Raw genomic sequence first — 17,047 nt, forward strand, 5'->3', positions numbered from 1 at the left:
TCCAATTCCGAGTTAAAAATCCACTGAAGCAGCTCTATTGTGATTGATCCTGGATATCTCCATTACAAACAAGTTCGTGCTGCTTTAAATGAAACATGATGTGAAATTGAAGTGTAAAGCTATTAAACTTAAAAGGGTAGACTTAGTTAGCTTCTTTCTCTACAGATGGAAAATTGGAAGCATAACTTTGCCGCAACGACAAGGTTATGGGTAAAGTCACATAGCTGTGACTTTACCCATAACTTTGCCGCGACTGGAACCATAACTTTGCCGTCAACAATACTATAACCCTCATTCCTGCGTCAGCTAATTGTTGGATGAAATTGACAGTTTAGAACCATAAGTTTGCCGTTAGTCCCAATTGGAAGGATAAGCTTGCCGTGAGTCCAATCAAGCATAGAAAGCAGGAAAGCGCCGGATTTTTTAAAATAGAGCAGAAGCGGTTCACGCTTGTATGGCATAGAGACTTTCGGCTATCGAGCTATTCTGACTAACTACTGGAGTATTAGAAGATTCTTCTTAAGAAGCGAGAACATTGCGAACAATCCTCTAAACTGTATTGCCAGTCTAACCAAAGTAGTTGGCGATGGCAATAAGGGCAATTTTGCACAAGAGTATGTTGATGTATTAAACAAACTCTGACATCTTGAAATTTTTCTCAAAATTTCCATCTATGGCAACCATATTAATTCAAAGTGAGGAATATGTAGACTTAACGTTTAAGCTAAGAGGCGCACCGATTCCTCTTGACAACGGTTATCTTACCTACGCTGCCTTATCCCGTATTTGTCCCCCACTACATGAACTAAACAATGTTGGGATTCATCCGATTGCTGGAATACCGACCAAGAACAATTTGCTTGAACTCACTGCTCAATCTCGTCTAAAAATCCGCATTTATCATCAACAGATTCCTTTAATTTATCCTTATTTAGCGGGTCAAGCTTTTCATATCGGTCAAAATTCTTATCAACTAGATATTCCTGATTACAAACCGTTAATTTCTTCAGAAAGTGTCTATTCCAGATTAGTCCTAATTAAAGGGTTTCAAGACTCTACTAACTTTCTTGAAGCTGTGCAACGCCAGCTGGATAATTTAGAAATACAAGGAAAAATTGAACTTCTTACCCGACAAGATGGAACACCTCAACGAAGACAATTAACCATCAATAAAGAAGGAAAACACTTTAAAGTTAGAGGATTTGGCGTAAAAATCAGCGAACTCAACCCAGAAGATTCCTTAACCTTGCAAGAACAGGGAATTGGCGGGAAACGAAAGATGATGTGTGGAATATTTGTCCCAGCGACTCGCTCCAAGGAAGAAGAGGAAAGCTAATCATGGTTGCTACCCAACCCAAAATTTCCCTATCTCTCGATGCTGCGGATACGACAATAATGCACCGCGTGGGAATGACGGGGCTTTACATGACTTTAAAGCGATTAGAAAAGCAATATCCCTCATCTCGTCAACGGGGAGGGCATATATCATGGTTTTTGACTGCTGATACTATTGAATTCTTCTGGCAAGGAAGTGATTACATTGCACTATCTTGGTTAATTAAGAAGTCTTTTCAAATAGATGATACAGGTTTAATTCATTTAACAGGATTAGACAATGATGGAATAGATTTAAGACAGAAAATTCATATTCATGAGGGAATATGCGCTGTTTTTCTGCGTCTTAATAAGTTTTATCAAGCAGGAAATTTAGTTAGCACTGAACTAACGGTTGAAGAAAAAAAAGTCGAGTATCAATACAAATCCCTAACTTGGTACGCACATCAAACCTTTGCAGAAAAGTTATGCGAGGCAGATACCCAACAACTCAGACAGGATTATGTTCAAATAACCAGTTGGTTGTATTTAGGAGGAATTGTCCGCCATGCTAGGACGCAGAATACTACAAAACTGGAAGAGAAACCTGAATACGCCTTAGCATTATTATTTGTACCAGTAGTTTGTCATTATTGCTTACTTCATATTCCATCAGAAGACTTGAAGGAAAGGAAACCCCATCGCTACCTAGTGGTGATTCCGGAAATCAAGGATTTTGAAGATGCTTCTCAAAGAAGATGGCGATTACAGCAATTAGAAACTAAACAACTTCATGTTAGTAGCCTTGGTGAAGCAGGATTACTTTATTACAGCTTAGATGATATTCAGCCTCAAGGCGACTACTATCAAGCTTGTCAAGTTTGGTTATATGAAAAAATAAATCAAGCTTCTCGTCAAAGAGCATTGATGAGTATAGAAGAAATTAAAATTGATAAAAATACTTTAACCACTTATCAACAGGTTCAAAAATATTTTCAACCTAATTACCAAAAGATTAAACCTAAGCAAATTTTTATTAAAGTGAATCCGATTCGCTCCCTGATTGCTGATAATTTAGTTAAAGGAAGCCCTTGGTGGTCTAAATTTTGGGAAAAATTGGTGATAGAGGATTCAAAAAAATATTTATTTAACCAGTTATTTTCCAATAGAGAAGGATTCATAATCATGGCAGAGAATAGTGAAGAAGATAACCAGTATCTTATTTTTATTAAGGTATTTCAGCAAGCTATGAAGGGTAACTTTGCTAAAATGTATGCCAAAGCAGAGTCAGGAAAAGAACCTCCAATTAAGAAGAAAGTTGAACGGTTAAGGGCAGAGCTAAACTATTGTTATGATGAATTGTCGTTTAAAGAATATTTGTCTGACTTTTTAGTAAGAGGGGGATTAAATAAGTATTTCAATCAGTATCAAGAAGAGATGGCACTACTAATTAAAAAAACACCTTGGCAAGAATTAAGAATTTGGTCATTGTTAGCGATCGCCAGTTATAAACCCAAAGATCAACCCACCAATAAAGATGATAATTCATTCTCAAACAATCAGCAATTAGAAGAAGTGAATTATGAGTCAGAAGAAGAATGACAATAATATTCCCAATTATTATCTTTACGGAACAGTCCTCACTCGTTATGGTTTAGCGTCCTTAAATCATGACATGAGACGAGGAAATAAGACTACTCTGCAAAAAGGTTATTGGTATGATGGAAAGATTCATTCTATTGTAGGTTCGAGTGCAATTCGTTGGGCGTTACGCTTTTATCTTCAAAAGCAAGGTTATTTAGTTAATCGAGTTTGGGATGAGGACGAACATATTAATCGGTTAACAAGTGAAGATTTCGACCCAGAAAAATTTTATGATGATGATATTTTTGGGTTTGCTTTATTAGAGTCTGCTGAAACAGAGGAGGAGACTTCAACAACAAAGAGAAAAAAGAAACAAACAAAAGCCAGCACTTCTAATCAGCGAATGGGTGCTTTAGGGATGAATATGGCTGTTTCGCTAACGCCTTATGATGGTGCAGTCAAGTTAGGGGCAAAAAGTGGCAGAGACAAGGATAGCACATCGCTTCATTTTACAGAATATCATGCAACTCGATATCAATATTATTTTGGAATTAATGCCACTCATCTCAAAGATTTTTCGCGGATTTTACCTTTGATAGATGGGATTATGAATCTGCCGAAAGTAGGAGGGAGTAGTAATATTTTTAATTACCCTTTCTGTCCGGATAGTTTGGTATTGCAATGGACAAATAATTTTGCTTCATATATTTCCTATTGCTTTGAATATTGCGATCCTAAGAGTAAGGAAGCAAAATTTACACAAGAGTTTATAGATGAAGTGGAATGCGGACAAATTGACCCTAGTCAACTATGGATTGGGGGAACAATTGTTAAGGAGTTACAGCAATTGGACAATTTTGATAATTTTCCTTTTAACAAGGCGCATATTTATCGGAATCGAAATGAACTGATTGAAGCTTTGAAAACAGTCATTAAAAGAGATTTGGGGTTAGAAGAATCAAAATGACTGCGCCATTAATTCTCTATTTGGATGTTCCATTTGCGACTTTTCGGGAGTCCCATGCAAGGGAAATGGGAAAAACTTATCCTGTCCCTCCTCCAGCGACAGTGTATGGGATGTTGTTGTCTTTGGTAGGGGAAACGGATGTCTATCGCCACTGTGGAGTAGAATTGGCGATCGCCATGTTATCTATCCCCAAAAAGTCGCGGATTTTGCGTCAAATGAGACGGTTTAAGAATGCTGATTTTAGCCATCCAGAGAATGTTATTCCCGGTTATCAAGAAATTTTGTCTAATGTGAAGTGTTTGATTTGGATTCGTTCTGAGGGGGAGAAGATACAACCAAGTTTAAAGGAGAGGATACAGTTAGCGTTTGACCATCCTGAACTAGTAAGACGATTTGGTTGTTTATTTTTGGGAGAAAGTGACCAGTTGATTAAAACGATTAAACTTGTCTCCCAAGATTATCTAGAGGGGTTGAGACAGTGGGCGATTAGGGATAATCGAGGCAGGTTAACTTTACCCTATTGGGTTGATCATGTGGGGTCAAGAAATACCCGATTTTTGAGGTATCGGATTGAGGAAATGCCAAGCTCACCACCTCCTGATTTGGCATGGACGATGATTCAATCTCCAATTTGACAAGTATCTCTTATGGGAAAGGGAATTTAGAGTAAAAGAATGATGGGAAGGTTTACACGATAAAGGATATGGTAATTTAGGCAAGAAAAAAGGTGCTTGCCGTTTTTGAAAAAGTTTATCGGCACTGGGTTTGAGGGACTGAAGGTAAGGGAAACTTGGTAATTTTTGTGTTTTTGGTTTCTCGATCTAGAAGGTACTTGTAAGATTGTAAATAAAGCTTCTTCAGTTAAGGGTTTTCACCTTTGCTGTGATTCGTGGCTTGATGCCGTTAGGCGTTGCTCAATGTGCATCTTTGCGCTCGATGCCAAGTTTTAGGGATGATTCGTGGCTTTATGCCGTTAGGCGTTGCTCAAACTCACGTTAAGTTATAACAGCTGATTCGTAAAGAAAATCTTAAGGGTACTCAACTTATTGCTAGGTCTGAGTTTCACCGAATAAATGCTGTATTGACTTAAATTACCGAAACCCTTATTAGACAAGTATTTTACTTGAGTTTACAAATTAGCTCTAAACACTGCCGGTAAAAATACTAAAGCAATATCCCAATCTGAATGACGTAGTTCTCAATGTCATTGATATCGATAGATTTTACTTCGATAATTGCTAACCCCAAATCCTTGCTAAGAATTAAAATATCCAAAAAATCTATTGACAAGCACTAATTGACCACAAGTTGAAATACCAAACATTAGTTGGCCAAAAGTTGTAATGCAAAGAGCCCCTAAATCACAACCTACTCCAAATGTGTGGATGCTTGAATATCCATTTCATCAAGTGGTTCCTCAATAGCATTACGTATCCAGTTCAGGTCAAAATTACCCTGTGTATTTGCTTGTACTTCAATTTTGACCGTCATCCCCTCTGCTTTATCGGATAAAGTCTGTAGAACTTCAAATAATTGGAATATTTTCGATTTATCAGTAACAGAAGTTAATTTATAGTAACGCGCAGGTTTTTTACCATCAACAATATCACGCTTAACAGTTCGCTCAATGCTACTTGTCTCTGATTTATACTCTACAGTCTGTTTTTCTTCCCCAACTTTTGGTGTATTGCTACCAGATTCCCTGGAATCATAACTTGAGTTAATAGTATTATCTTCTGATGCATCTGTTGTGATTGTCTCTACTGTTTGTGGAGATGTCACAATACGCAACTTATTTACCAAACTAGGAGACAAGAGATAACCAGCTAAATCCAACTCATCAGCAGGTATGACTTTCTCAAAGCTGAGGAGATTAGGATTTTCTATAACTGGTGTATCACCGCTAATAGTCATTGATGGTACATAACCAATTAAACCTTGTTCAATAGCTTTGAGAATAGATTTTTTAATTCCTTCTACCCCTAACATTTTGGGGAAATTAGGGAAGCGGAAAAAGTAACTAACTAATTCTTCCCCAGTAATGTATTCCTTCTCTGGATTTTCCAACCCAGACAATCTAACTAATTTAGCAGCAGTAGTAGTCTCAAAAACGTAATTTTTTAAAGCATCTAGTACACGTTCTTGGAGATTTTGGCTGGTATTAAGTTGAGATTGCAAATCAATTATTTCCAACCGGACGGGTTTCTCACCGCTATTGTCTGGTAGCGGCAGTAAAATGTAATCATACAAGCGACGGACGGCTGCTACTATTTCACTTGTAGCATCCTTAGCTTTGCTATTGAGTTCATTTAATTCTTCTAAGTCTTCGGCAGAATTCTTTTTCTTGGTTTTCTTCTCAATTAATCCAGATATGGCTAAAGCTGTCCTTGCTCCCTTCCGCGCCTTATCCATTTGTGCTTTGTTGGGGACTACAAAAGCAACTGCATTTTTGAATTCCCGTTTATCATTACCACGATTCTCTAACCAATTTAAGCCATCTGCCAAGACTAAATCCTTACTCTTCTGTGCCCAACTTGGTTCTAAATAGACAATAGTAAACTGGTTGACTTTATCAGGAATAGCAGCAGCATCTTTCGGCCAGATAACTTTACTGCGAGTGTTAGGCAGAGTCTTATTTAATTCATCAGCAATTTTCTGTAACACTTCATCGCTACTAATTTTACTTTCTTCATCGGCAATTAATTTATTTAAATTAGCTTTGGTTTCAAAGCGATACCGTTGGCCAACATAGTGTAAATAAAGTAATTCTTCCCGCAAATCACTTAATGCGGCGGTAATTGTTGTCCTGTCTAACCCTGGTGCAATACAAGCAGAGGTAATTTCTTGTTCCATCACACCTCTATCTTCTCCGCCTCTAGCACCAAAGGAATACATTAAAATGGCAGAAGCGAGACGAGTACCTACTTTTAAATGGGATAATGCCGGAGCATCTGCGGCAATGCGATTATCTACTGTTTTGACTTTAGCTTTCCTACCAGTTAAGTCAGCAATTAAGACAGAACTATAAACTTCTCTCGCGCCAACTTGGGAGAAGAAAGCATTTTTGACAATATCATTATCAAAGGGAATATTCCCCGGACTAATTAACCAAGAATTATCTTTGGCTTCCCATAAAGCATAGGTTGTAGCAGCCAGAAATTGCAATGCACCACGGGTACGTTGATAGCTGGGCAGAGTTCCCCAGCGATAATACATTAAATCAATTAAATCAGGATGAAAAGGATAGCTAGATAAAATTCTTTCTGCTAATAAATCAGCTTGTTGCTGTACTTCTTGTTTTTCCCGATTAGTATCAGCATAACTTTCACGCAATCTGCGGAATAAATCAGCTTGTTGACGTGCTACTTCTTGGATAATTGCTGTATCACCAATATTGGTAAATAACCGTCTTTGGACAACCTGCATTACTTCATCGCCAGAGACAGGTTCTTTTTTGGCGTCAATGCGACTAACCAATTTATCTAAAGCATTGAGTAAACCTTCATTACCAAAAGACTCAGCAACACTTGCTTGTAGGGAATAAACTAAAACAGTTTTGGGTAATTCTCTAACAACTTCTGTGAGTTTTTGAATAAAAGTGAGAACTTGGCGACCAAAGGTAGAATCTCCTACTTGTACCGCCATTGCACTTTCAACAAACACCAGTAATTCATCTATGAGGATGAGGTTAGGTTTATCGCCAAGTATCTTTCGCCAAACATCATTACCAGGAGCAATTTTTTGTTTATCTTCTATTTCTAATAAAGAGTATGCCTCATGCCCACCTAATTGCCATGCCAAATATCCCCAAGGTGTAAAAATCGATGGGCTATCATCAATTTCCATTGCTGTGACCACACTCGCATCAAAGCCAATGAAATGAGCTACTCGGACATCACCAGGATTTGGTAATTCATCTAATTGAGAAATACCTTGCAAAGCACTGCGATTTTTGGTGATGTGATAAAGGCTGATGAGAGAGTGAGTTTTACCTCCACCAAAGGGGGTGCGGAGTTGTAAGACCCTATCCCCTGCATCTCCCCGTAAACCCTTGAGGACATCTGTTAAAAGTTTTTTTAAGGCTGTAGTCAGGTAAGTAGCATTGAAAAAATTTCGTGCGTCTCTGTAAACTGGGGGACATTTAGGGTCTTGGCGCACTACCAAACTCAAACTTGCTGCGTAAATAGCATTATCCAAATTCCCACTGAGAATATCAGGGTGGGGAGTAACTACTTGTGTCCAAGGTTTGAGTTGGTAAGCACTGCTCATAATTTTAGTGGATGATGGCGTGTCAGTAGGAGCTTGTTTCTATTCTAACTTTGCATACTTATTGAGTCTCCCAAAAATCTACTTACGTTGAGTAAATAAATTTTCTTCAACTACTCGTTTCCATGAAGCCAATAAGGTATCTATTTGTTGTTGTTCTTTGGTACGGTTTCCATTCATAACTTCCGTAGCACCTGCTTCTGGTGTTAAAGCACGTCCGGCTAAAGCTTGGGCTACTAGACGTAGTTGTGTAGCATCTGGTTGGGCTAGAGTGATGAAATTAGAAATTTCTTGTGGTTTATTTTCTTGCAGCCACAGCAAGCGATGGAGAATATCAATTAATGTTGGTGCAGATCCAATTGCTTGAGGTTTGACATTAAATTCTTGTTGTTTCTCTGTTTTTTGAATGCCCAAATCTTCATTTACACCACGTTCTGTATAGTCTCGTAATTGCACTTGGTTTTTAATTTTTTTGACTAGAGAAATTTTGCCATCTGTTAACCCACCAGCACCATCTAGTTCTACTCCAACTCCCCGTGCTAAGGTGTTAGCTTCGTCAAATTCTACAATAGCTTCCCCGTATTCGTAGCGTCCTAAGATGTAATATTGGGTGGGTTTATCTACGGCAGAAATACCTTTTTTATCGCATTTGAGGACTTCGGTAAGAATTTCTTCTAAGACTTCTTTTTGTACTTCATCTAAGAATGAATTAGCATTTAATTCGTCACCGTTGGGCAGTTCTACACGGTCATATTGGGTGTAAGCTCGTAAACCAGCACCGATACAAGCAATAACTAAATCTGCACCAGTAACACCTTCTGTGATTAATATTTTTACTCTGTCTCGAATTATTTCTGATAACAACGGACGAACATCTGTTGTGTAATCGCCTATTCTTGTATCTATGCGTTTGCGAGATACTAGGAAGATACTAGAAGCTAGAGATGCGCGAAGACCACGTAATCCTCCTTGCTGTTCAGTATCTAGAGGCCATGCTTCAGTTATGGTAAATTTTGCCCTTCTGAGAGAATCAATTAATGTTGACCATCCTGCTGTTGTTTTGTGAGCGTAGACAACAACCATCATGCCCCCAGGTTTTAACACTCTGCTAGCTTCACAGAATGCTTGGTGCATCATTTCTTCGTAAGCTTGTGCTGCTTTTTTCTTATCACCCCCATGTCGAGAAGGTTCCATGATGGTTTCATTTTTCTTGGGGGTTAGTTGACTAGAAAAATTTTCTGGATACAGATGTCCAAGTGAGCGTTTTAACCACACATAAAAGTAGTCTGAAAGGTCAGCATAGGGAACTGCATCAAAATATGGAGGGTCTGTAATAACCGCATCTATACTGGAATCTGATAAATCTAATCTTTGGCATGGTTGCCTTTTAGCAATTGCAACATTGGCAATATCAGCTAGGTTTCGTACATTTTGAATAGTCAAGTCTAATCCATCAGACCAATTTCCTGAACCAGAGCCAATTGGATTGGATTCAGAGAAATCCCAACACATTGGTAAACGTCCACTAGCTACTGGACTTTGTGTAGTTTCACGAGTTGTGTCCCAAACACCTATACTAGACCCTCGGTTTGTAACTTTTGTAATTCCAAGACTAAGGTAAGTTGCGATAGCTTTCGCCAATCCTTCCTCATAACCCTGCTGCACCATCTCTTGATGCGCTAACTTCACCCACTTGACAAACGTCATCAGCGACAGCAATTGACGGTATGTGAATAAATCCGACCATTTGACTAAACCATAGGGTTGTACTCGAAAACCCAATACCCCATAGTTTGGTAAAGGTTCGTTGGGAATTGTTAAACTGGTCTCTGCACAAAGCTTATTAATTCTATTTTTTAATTCTAATTCATCAGGAATATACGAATTGTAGAATTTACCAGATAGATACGTTTTACCTTGTTCACTTGCATTAGTGCAAACAATCGCCATTAATTGCTGATTAATTCGACTAGCAACCCCCTCTTTTTTGACATAATCAACATCTAACGTAGTTCCACAATGACGACAGGTTGAATTACCGCGAGAACTACCAGCAGCAGGGTCAAAACCTAACGCTTTTTCTGTCGCAGCTTCTACCACTTCAAACTCAACCCTTTTAGTTTCATGGTTAGGAATAACCTTCAAAGCCACATACTTCTTAGCCTTCTTACATAACCAAGTTTGACGTACCAAAGGAACCGCAGCACTACAAGCAGGGTTAGGACATTTCACCGTGCGAGTCCATAAATATGCTACTGGTGTAAGTTGATTTTTTGATTTTTGATTTTTGGGTTTTGATTGATTTTGAGAGAATAGATCTAGCTGTAAACTGCTGTTTTTTGATTCTTTTGTATTCTCATTTTTCAAATCTACATTATCTATTGATGGATATAAATCACCTATTTCTTCCCGTACCTTTTCAATTACCCAGTTTCCCCATTTCTCCACTTCATCCGCTAGCTTCTTACCATACTTTTGCGGATAAACTAGAGTACAAAGCTCAATAATATGTGCTACAGGATTTAGTTCCACTGCGTAGCTTTCACAATCAAGACGCAACGCCTCCAAAGGAATAGCCCCACCACCAGCAAACATATCTAAAACCTTTGGTGCTGGGACTTGGTTTAACGGTGTATTGACTGGTAAATTCAGTCTTTCTCGTTGTGCTTCTAATATTTGATTTTTAGCTTTATTAATAGTGGCTTCCCCTGCTTCCCATTTGCAGAGGTCAATCATTAATTTAGTTAAAGCAGTGCGCTTCTGGTGTGACTCCGGTTCTGCAATTAATGAAGCAAAAACCGCTGCCCTTGCCGCTACTAAAGGTCTTCTTGCCCACCATAAATGTAGGGTAGAAATGTGACCTTTTCTAATAGACTTTTCACGGGCAGATTCAATAGATATTTCTTTTATAGGAATAAAATCTTCTATTAAGCGGCGGTCTTGAGACATAGTTGTAACAGTAATTAAAAAAAATATTATCCGAGTTGGCTTAACCAATGAGAAGCGGCTACTTCATTTGCAATGCTTATCAAGCTTACTATACTTTCCTGTATTTTTGGAAAGAAAATACAAATAGCATATCCTAAGCAATAACCACCTAAAGTAATGCTCCAAAATACACTTGATTTTGTATTAATTTCATCTTTGTATGGAAATTGATTAAAGCTGCGTATCTTCTCAATGCTTTTAGGATATTTTTTATAAATTTGTTCCCAAGAGTACCACATTAATTTTGCTAACGTAACTATATAAATACAAGCTAAAATTGGGTATTCAAGTGTATTTATTTTGGAGGAATAATCAACGTAACATTTACTGTAAAATACTAAAATAGTAATGTAAGGAAGCATTGAAATGGTTGCTTTTAAAGCTTCTGTAACTGATAAATTTCCTATATCCTCAGAACGTAAATAAATAACTCTGAACCCAACCGCAATAATTATTATGTAACCTAAGAACCATTGCCAAGTATTTTCGATAGAAGTTATGTACATACCTACAACCACATAAGAACCTAAAGTTAGTAACAGCCAAAATCTTGGTATGATAATGCAAAGTGATATAATCCAGAAGAAAACTTGAATAATTGTATTCATAATGTCAAATCATGTAAATCTTACTGTTTCAAACTTGTTTCTGTCTCTAAAATATAAAAATTAAGACCAAAGATCCATAAATCTGCAAAATAAACCTTTCGGTTTTTTCTGTTTATCCAAAATAGATTGCCTCACAATTTCTGCAAAAAACTCATCCTCAATTTTTTTGGTTTTTCTTTTTGTAGACTTATTCTTTGAACCTTTAGGCTTGTTTTGAGGTTTTTGTTGGGGTTTTTCCTCTCTAAGCTTTTCTATAGATAAAATACTTATACTATTATCTTTGATTTCAATTCCTTGAATATTAGTTTTATAAAATTTAGTTTTCTTGCTAGATTTAATTTTATTTAGAACACAGCCTGCCAGATTTGCATAGCTTAAATCAGCTTGAATTAAATTAACTTCATCTAAACTTGATTTATTTAATTTAGTATTTACTAAATTAGCTTTAAATAAGTCTGTTGCTGTTATTTTTTCTCGCGCTAAACTTGCTCCTGTTAAATCTGCAAATGCTAAACAAGTATTGCCAAAAGTGACATTGTTAAATTTAGCATTTTTTAGATTAGAATATCTTAAATTAGTTGAGGTTAAATTTACTTTCTTAAGAAGAGTATTAGAAAGATTAGCTCTTTGTAGACTCGTGCTGGATAAATTAACTTGTTTGAACTTAGTTAAGCTAAAATTGGAATCATTAAGATTTACATCTACTAAATTAGAAGTTTTTATTTCCGAGCAAATAATACTTGCTTGATATAAATTAGCATTTGGAAAATTAACTTTTTGGAAATATGAAGTATTTATCTTAGAAAAACTCCAATCACTTTCTTGAAAATCGCTATTATCTAGTTGTAATTCTTGAGCTTCGATTGATTGAAGATTAGCTTTAAATAAATTAGAACTATCTATTATTACATTATTAAAAAATGTTTTTTGTAAATCAGCTTCTTGTAAATTACATCTACGGATAATAATATCAGATAAACTGGCTTCAAGTAATGTAGTTTTTTCTAAATTACATTCTTCTAAAATTAGCTCGGTTAATACTGACTGGTTTAAATTAGTACCTGAAAGATTTACTCGTTTTAGCTGGATATAGCTTTCTCCTGCTGAAAGATTACGTGGTTTTTTGATTTCAATCTCGCTTAAATCAACTCCGCTTAAGTCAATATCTTGGAATAATCTTTGCCCTTCTTCAAGTTGCTGACAAAGTTGTTCTCTAGTTAATTTATTACTAGACTCTTGGTTGTCATAATGTTGAAAATTTTGGTCTTCCATATAGATAATTAATTTTGTAAATATATTGATGAATTACTCAAAAAATATTTAGCTGTTTACTGTTTTTGACAAAGCCTCAGCGTCCACAATATACCGCGTAACTTGCTTAATCTCCTTAGCATTGCTAGCCAACACCTTCGCCGGATTTTGTATCGTTAATAACTGTGGATTATCACTGTTACATCCCCAAACCACATACAACCAATAAGAATCACCTAACTGTTGTGCTTTGCGCCATTCATTGACAGTCAAAGAAATTTCCTGTCCATGCTGCGCCCTTCCCTTCACCTCAATCCGCCGCACAGGTGCAATTCCTGTTACTTCATCAACTGGCCCCACACTCCGAATGTCAAAACCACTCCCATCTTGCTTTTTGCTCACATCCTGTGGTTCCCAACCCCGTTGACGTTCATAGTTGATCGCATACTGCATCGCAAAGGCTTCTACCTCTGGATCATTCCGCATTCCTGGATGCTTGGATACTTCTACAGGTGCGGGATGTACTAAGGCTGTTCCCAAATATGAAACACGTCCAGGACGGATAATTTTTAAATAGTCCAGTTCACCTTGTTTATTTTTATAACGTTCCTGCAAATCTCGTACCTTGTTCTGAGCATTATCCCTAGCCACACGGTAGGTTTCATCCCCTCCTGCTACCTTCCCTGCTAATTTCATTTGGGTACGTTGGGCTTCCCGGATGGCGTTTTCCATCGCCTTTTGTAAATAATCTTGGCGAATTTCTAACTCCCGTTGTCGTTGCGTCCTTTCCAGATCCATTAAAGAACGCTGCACTTTTACCTTTAACCAATTTTCAACTTTTTGTTGTTCCTGGGGCGTAGGGGGATAAATTGCCAAGTCTGATAATAACTGTGCAGGGGCTAAATCATGGAGGCAGTCTGGTGAAATTAGTGCCAGTTCCCCTGTAGACTTTTCAGCAACAGCACACAACCTAGCTCTGAGAACATTATCTTTACCTTTTCGCCCCATACCAGCCACCTGCACTTCAAAAAAGTGAATGCGGTAGGGTTGTTGGGTATCAGCATCAATAAATACTGCGGAGTTTTGTGCTACTTTCTCCCACAACTGGGAATCTAAGCGTTCTGAAAGCGAAGCAAATAAAGGATGTCCCGGTGATAGTAAATCTGCATCTTGATGTACTGGTTGTGACAAATGCTCTTTATAAAATGTCAATTTGAGGTATTCTTTTTCTGGCGTTCCTAGCCTGCGTACTGCCTCTAAATTATTGGAGCGAAATTCTTCTTTGACATAACTGACCCGCCACAAACCATCAGCGCGGTTGTCTAAGTTAATCCGCATAAATTCACAGGCACGTTTAAAGAATTCTTCTACGTAACGGGGCATTAAACGCTGTTCTTCTGAAACGTAATCTTGAGTTTGGGTGCGGCGAATTTGGGATAAATCGACATGGGAAGTTGCTAAAGCCACCCCTGTAGCTTGTTCAAGTGATTCTAATTTTTTGGGGTCGAGACGTTCAATTTGTTCTAAAATTTCATCTTCGTTAGCCTTAGTATAAGTTGCTTCTCTGACTAATTCCTCAAACCGGATATCGTTTAATTGCAACAATTGACCAATGACATCAAAAACCCTGTCTCCCATTGCATTGCGGATTTCTTCTAACTTAGCTAGCAGCTTATCTAAAACTCTACCTTCTACCGTATTTTCTGCTACAAAGTTAAAAACATAGACATCATTAGATTGACCAATACGGTGAATTCTTCCCATGCGTTGCTCTAACCGATTGGGGTTCCAGGGAATGTCATAATTAATCATTAGCCGACAAAACTGTAAATTAATACCTTCCCCTGCGGCTTCGGTTGCAAGACAAATTTGCTTACTTAGTTGAAAATCCTTTTGAGCAGCTTTTCTCGCTAAGACATTCATTCCCCCATGAATTTCACAGGTACTATATCCCCAATCTGTTAAATTCTTTTTTAAATATTCCAGTGTATCCCGATGTTCTGTAAAGATTAATAATCTACCGCTACCATCTTTTATTTCATTAAATCTGGCTTCTTCCAAACTTTCTTTGAGGCGATTTAGCTTAGTTTCAGTACCAATATTAATTACCTGTTCTGTCAGTTTGACTAGCTTTTCTAATTCGCGTAACTCCTCTCGGAGTTGGTCTACTTGTTCTGCAACTGTAGACTCAATGGCTAGTTCTTCTAATTGGTCTTCTTCGCAATCATCACTTTCTACCTCTGGATCTACTATTTTACCTAAATTAATTAACCGTTGTTTTTGCTCTTGTGGCGGGAGTTTATCCAATTCCTCTACTAAATCTGCAAAGCGGCACTTGCGTCTGTCCAAAGAACTATAAATTGCGTTTAAACTACTAGCCAAACGTCTTTGTAAAACTGTCCTGGCTAATGCTACAGCAGCCTGTTTTTTACCTTTGGTCTTACCTAAATATTTATTGATATATTTAGTGACTTGCTCATAAAGATGATGTTCGGCAGCAGATAGCGTAAATGGTACTGTAATTGCAAATCGCTCTTTAAATAATTTATGACCTTGAAAATCTTTTAACTCTTCTTTAATCCGGCGTAAAAACCAAGGACTATCATCTAGACTTAGTAACTGAGGATTAATTTCATCAGAAATAAATTGTTCTGGATCTAGTAAACGCAAGAAGTTATGAAACTGATTGATATCACCTTGGTGAGGAGTAGCCGTTAATAGTAATATTCTTTCAGAAATTTTGGATAACTCTTCTGCTAATTTATAGCGTCCAGTCGGGCGTAAATTATCGCCTTGGGTACGAGCAGAACATTTGTGTGCCTCATCAATAATTACTAAGTCCCAATCTACTTGTAAAATACCCGGCGCTACATCATCGCGTTTCGCAAAATCAATAGAAGCAATGCACTGGCGAAACCTTTCCCAAGGATTACCTGCTAATTGATTCTTGGCTAGGGTTGAATTAATAACTTCAAAAGTTTCCGAGAATTTGCTACGTAATTCATCCTGCCACTGAATTGTCAGGGGTGCTGGTGCAAGAATTAACACGCGGTCAATGGCATTTCGCAGTTTGAGTTCTTTTAGCAACAACCCTGCCATAATAGTTTTACCAGCACCTGGGTCATCAGCAAGGAGAAACCGCAACCTTACCTGGGGCAAAATACGTTCGTAGACTGCTTCTAGCTGGTGAGGGAGGGGACGCACACCACTGAGACTAACGGCAAAGTGGGGGTCGTAAGCGAAGGCAGTTTTAATTCGTACTGACTCAATGAAGAGAAAAAATGCGTTAGCATCAACGGTTGCAGCTGATGTTTGCTGTTGTGAGGTGAGTATCTCTTCAATCTCGGAATTACTCAAAATGGCTTCGCGCAACTCGCCTTCTTGGGTACGAATCGTTAGTAACAAGGTGTCATCAAAAATATCAACCCGTTCAACAGTTACAGCACCAGTAAACTGTCCTGGGATGTGAATCCGTTTGCCAACTAGTTGCTCTACCATTAACTATCTCGACCTAGCTTAGGTTTTTGCTACCATCCTCACTTAGATCTACTATCTCCTAATTTTTTTGATAAAGAGTGATTTTTATCACAAACTAGCAACTATATTTTCGTAGCTTAGAAAGTCAAAACAATAAAGGTACTGTTCTGGTTGTCATTTGTATTTCAAACAAAGCCAACATACGTCAAAATATGATTGCCTTAATCACTTGCCATTTGGCAATCACGATGGCTATGGGTATTGCTCCAAGAATTCCAACTCAGAGACACTGGGATGTATTGAACTCATATCTACAACCCTTAAAAGATTATCCAATGGAACTCGAAGAGTTTCTGAGACATTGGGATGTGTCACGAGAAGAACTGGCTTTTATCTGTGACTGCTCACTAACAACCGTCAATCACTGGTTCTCTCAAGGTGTTGACCAGAGAGTACCAAGCGAAAAACATAAACAGCGCCTAGCATTAGCACACCACATCTGGACAGCAATCCAAACTGAACCAGAGTACCTGCAAAAGCTGCGCGATGTTTATCAACAAAAGCAGCGCAAAAATCCTGCTAAATAAATTGC

The 17,047-nt window shown here is 37.8% G+C and carries 10 protein-coding genes; 5 read left to right on the forward strand and 5 right to left on the reverse strand.

The features are described from left to right. Positions 1-673 precede the first annotated feature (673 nt). The 4 genes from cas6 to cas5 are packed head-to-tail and all read left to right on the forward strand — an operon-like array spanning position 674 to position 4,500. Complete coding sequence (gene cas6 / locus NSTC745_RS28180; RefSeq protein WP_445633936.1) at positions 674-1,336, forward strand: type I-MYXAN CRISPR-associated protein Cas6/Cmx6; 663 nt, start codon at positions 674-676, stop codon at positions 1,334-1,336. A 2-nt stretch (positions 1,337-1,338) separates the two neighbouring features. Then, positions 1,339-2,916 (forward strand): type I-MYXAN CRISPR-associated Cas8a1/Cmx1, encoded by a 1,578-nt coding sequence (cas8a1, locus tag NSTC745_RS28185; RefSeq protein ID WP_445633937.1) that lies wholly within the window; start codon positions 1,339-1,341, stop codon positions 2,914-2,916. Next, positions 2,897-3,865 carry a CRISPR-associated protein gene (locus NSTC745_RS28190; protein ID WP_445633938.1) on the forward strand — a complete coding sequence of 323 codons (969 nt, stop codon included), beginning with the start codon at positions 2,897-2,899 and terminating at the stop codon, positions 3,863-3,865. The genes cas8a1 and NSTC745_RS28190 overlap by 20 nt, the downstream gene beginning before the upstream one ends. After that, a complete protein-coding gene (cas5, locus tag NSTC745_RS28195) occupies positions 3,862-4,500 on the forward strand; it encodes a type I-MYXAN CRISPR-associated protein Cas5/Cmx5/DevS (protein ID WP_445633939.1) in 639 nt (212 codons plus the stop codon). Before NSTC745_RS28190 ends, cas5 begins: the two co-directional genes overlap by 4 nt. 733 nt (positions 4,501-5,233) lie before the next feature. On the opposite strand, the gene NSTC745_RS28200 is transcribed toward cas5, so the two are convergent. The 5 genes from NSTC745_RS28200 to NSTC745_RS28220 form a co-directional block, all read right to left on the reverse strand. Continuing rightward, the gene (locus NSTC745_RS28200; protein ID WP_445633940.1) at positions 5,234-8,134 is read right to left on the reverse strand and encodes an ATP-binding protein; all 2,901 of its coding nucleotides are present in this window, start codon (positions 8,132-8,134) and stop codon (positions 5,234-5,236) included. Positions 8,135-8,212: 78 nt separating this feature from the next. Continuing rightward, positions 8,213-11,080: a DUF1156 domain-containing protein gene (locus NSTC745_RS28205; RefSeq protein ID WP_445633941.1), complete on the reverse strand. Its 2,868-nt coding sequence runs from the start codon at positions 11,078-11,080 to the stop codon at positions 8,213-8,215. Positions 11,081-11,106: 26 nt separating this feature from the next. Next, positions 11,107-11,727, reverse strand: a complete 621-nt coding sequence (locus NSTC745_RS28210; RefSeq protein ID WP_445633942.1) for a hypothetical protein — start codon at positions 11,725-11,727, stop codon at positions 11,107-11,109. 60 nt (positions 11,728-11,787) lie between these two features. Next, positions 11,788-12,999 carry a pentapeptide repeat-containing protein gene (locus NSTC745_RS28215; RefSeq protein WP_445633943.1) on the reverse strand — a complete coding sequence of 404 codons (1,212 nt, stop codon included), beginning with the start codon at positions 12,997-12,999 and terminating at the stop codon, positions 11,788-11,790. Between the two features lie 48 nt (positions 13,000-13,047). Beyond that, positions 13,048-16,476, reverse strand: coding sequence for a helicase-related protein (locus NSTC745_RS28220; RefSeq protein WP_445633944.1), 3,429 nt, complete (start codon positions 16,474-16,476; stop codon positions 13,048-13,050). 191 nt (positions 16,477-16,667) lie between these two features. Here NSTC745_RS28220 and NSTC745_RS28225 point away from each other — a divergent pair, with 191 nt between their 5' ends. Continuing rightward, positions 16,668-17,042, forward strand: a complete 375-nt coding sequence (locus tag NSTC745_RS28225; protein WP_445633945.1) for a hypothetical protein — start codon at positions 16,668-16,670, stop codon at positions 17,040-17,042. Positions 17,043-17,047 lie beyond the last annotated feature (5 nt).

The sequence above is a fragment of the Nostoc sp. DSM 114161 genome (assembly GCF_052692665.1).